This is a genomic window from Cryobacterium sp. MLB-32, assembly GCF_000738085.1.
Taxonomy (GTDB): Bacteria; Actinomycetota; Actinomycetes; order Actinomycetales; family Microbacteriaceae; genus Cryobacterium.
This window is the reverse complement of record NZ_JPRS01000121.1, coordinates 1-733: the sequence shown is the minus strand read 5'-3', so window position 1 is coordinate 733 and position 733 is coordinate 1. Positions and strand designations below refer to the sequence as shown.

Below are 733 nucleotides of genomic sequence, written 5' to 3'. Positions count from 1 at the left end.
TTCACCGTGGGCATGCTCGGGCTGAGCCTGATCGTGCCGCTGCGTCTCTACGGCAGGATCCAGGGGATCGTGACCCTGATCGTCTCGTTCCTCTGGATCATCATGTGTTTCCTGTTGCTGATCGTGGGATTGATTCAGCTGTTTCTGATGATCGGCCTTCTGGTGGCCATTCCATTCGGCACCGTTGTCTACGTCGCTATCTGGGGCTCGTTCCCGGTGGGAGCCGCCGCCGCGGTGCTCGGTGCTGTTTTATTGCTCAAGATCGTCTTCGGCGTGCTCCTGGTGGTCGCGCAGCCGCGTTTTCTCCGCGTCAAGGGACTCGTGATCCTCGTGCTGCTGTCGGTCGTTCTGCAACTCGTCCTGGGTTTCATTCACGGGTTCCTGCCCGGTGTCGTCGTCTCCATCGGGGACCAGTTCTGGGCCCTGGTCACCGGCGTCGTCGCCCTCATCTGGGCGCTGATCATGCTGATCGTGTCGATTCCCGCCATCGTCAACGCGATCAAGGCCAGCGGATCCGTCACTGATTGATGTTCATCCCCTGGAGGTTGGGCAAAATCTGGCCCGTATCAAACTTCTCGGTGAACTGATTCTGGTCGAAGAAGACGCAGGCCGACGGATTGACGATGCAGAAGTTGTCGACGATCACGCCGCCGCCATCGGTGGCCTGCGGAGCGACGTACTCGAAGATCGCCACCCCGAGTTGCTTTCCGTCGCTCTCGACGACCAGAGGCAC

At 60.0% G+C, this 733-nt stretch carries 1 protein-coding gene and 1 pseudogene; one reads left to right on the top strand and one right to left on the bottom strand.

Translation table 11 applies throughout. From position 1 onward, the window contains the following. Positions 1–528, top strand: a pseudogene (locus JF66_RS12430) (hypothetical protein); the annotation flags it as partial. Here the strand turns inward: JF66_RS12430 and JF66_RS12425 are convergent. Beyond that, positions 518–733: hypothetical protein (locus tag JF66_RS12425; RefSeq protein ID WP_231556402.1), on the bottom strand; the 216-nt coding region annotated here is incomplete at its 5' end. The pseudogene JF66_RS12430 and the gene JF66_RS12425 overlap by 11 nt on opposite strands.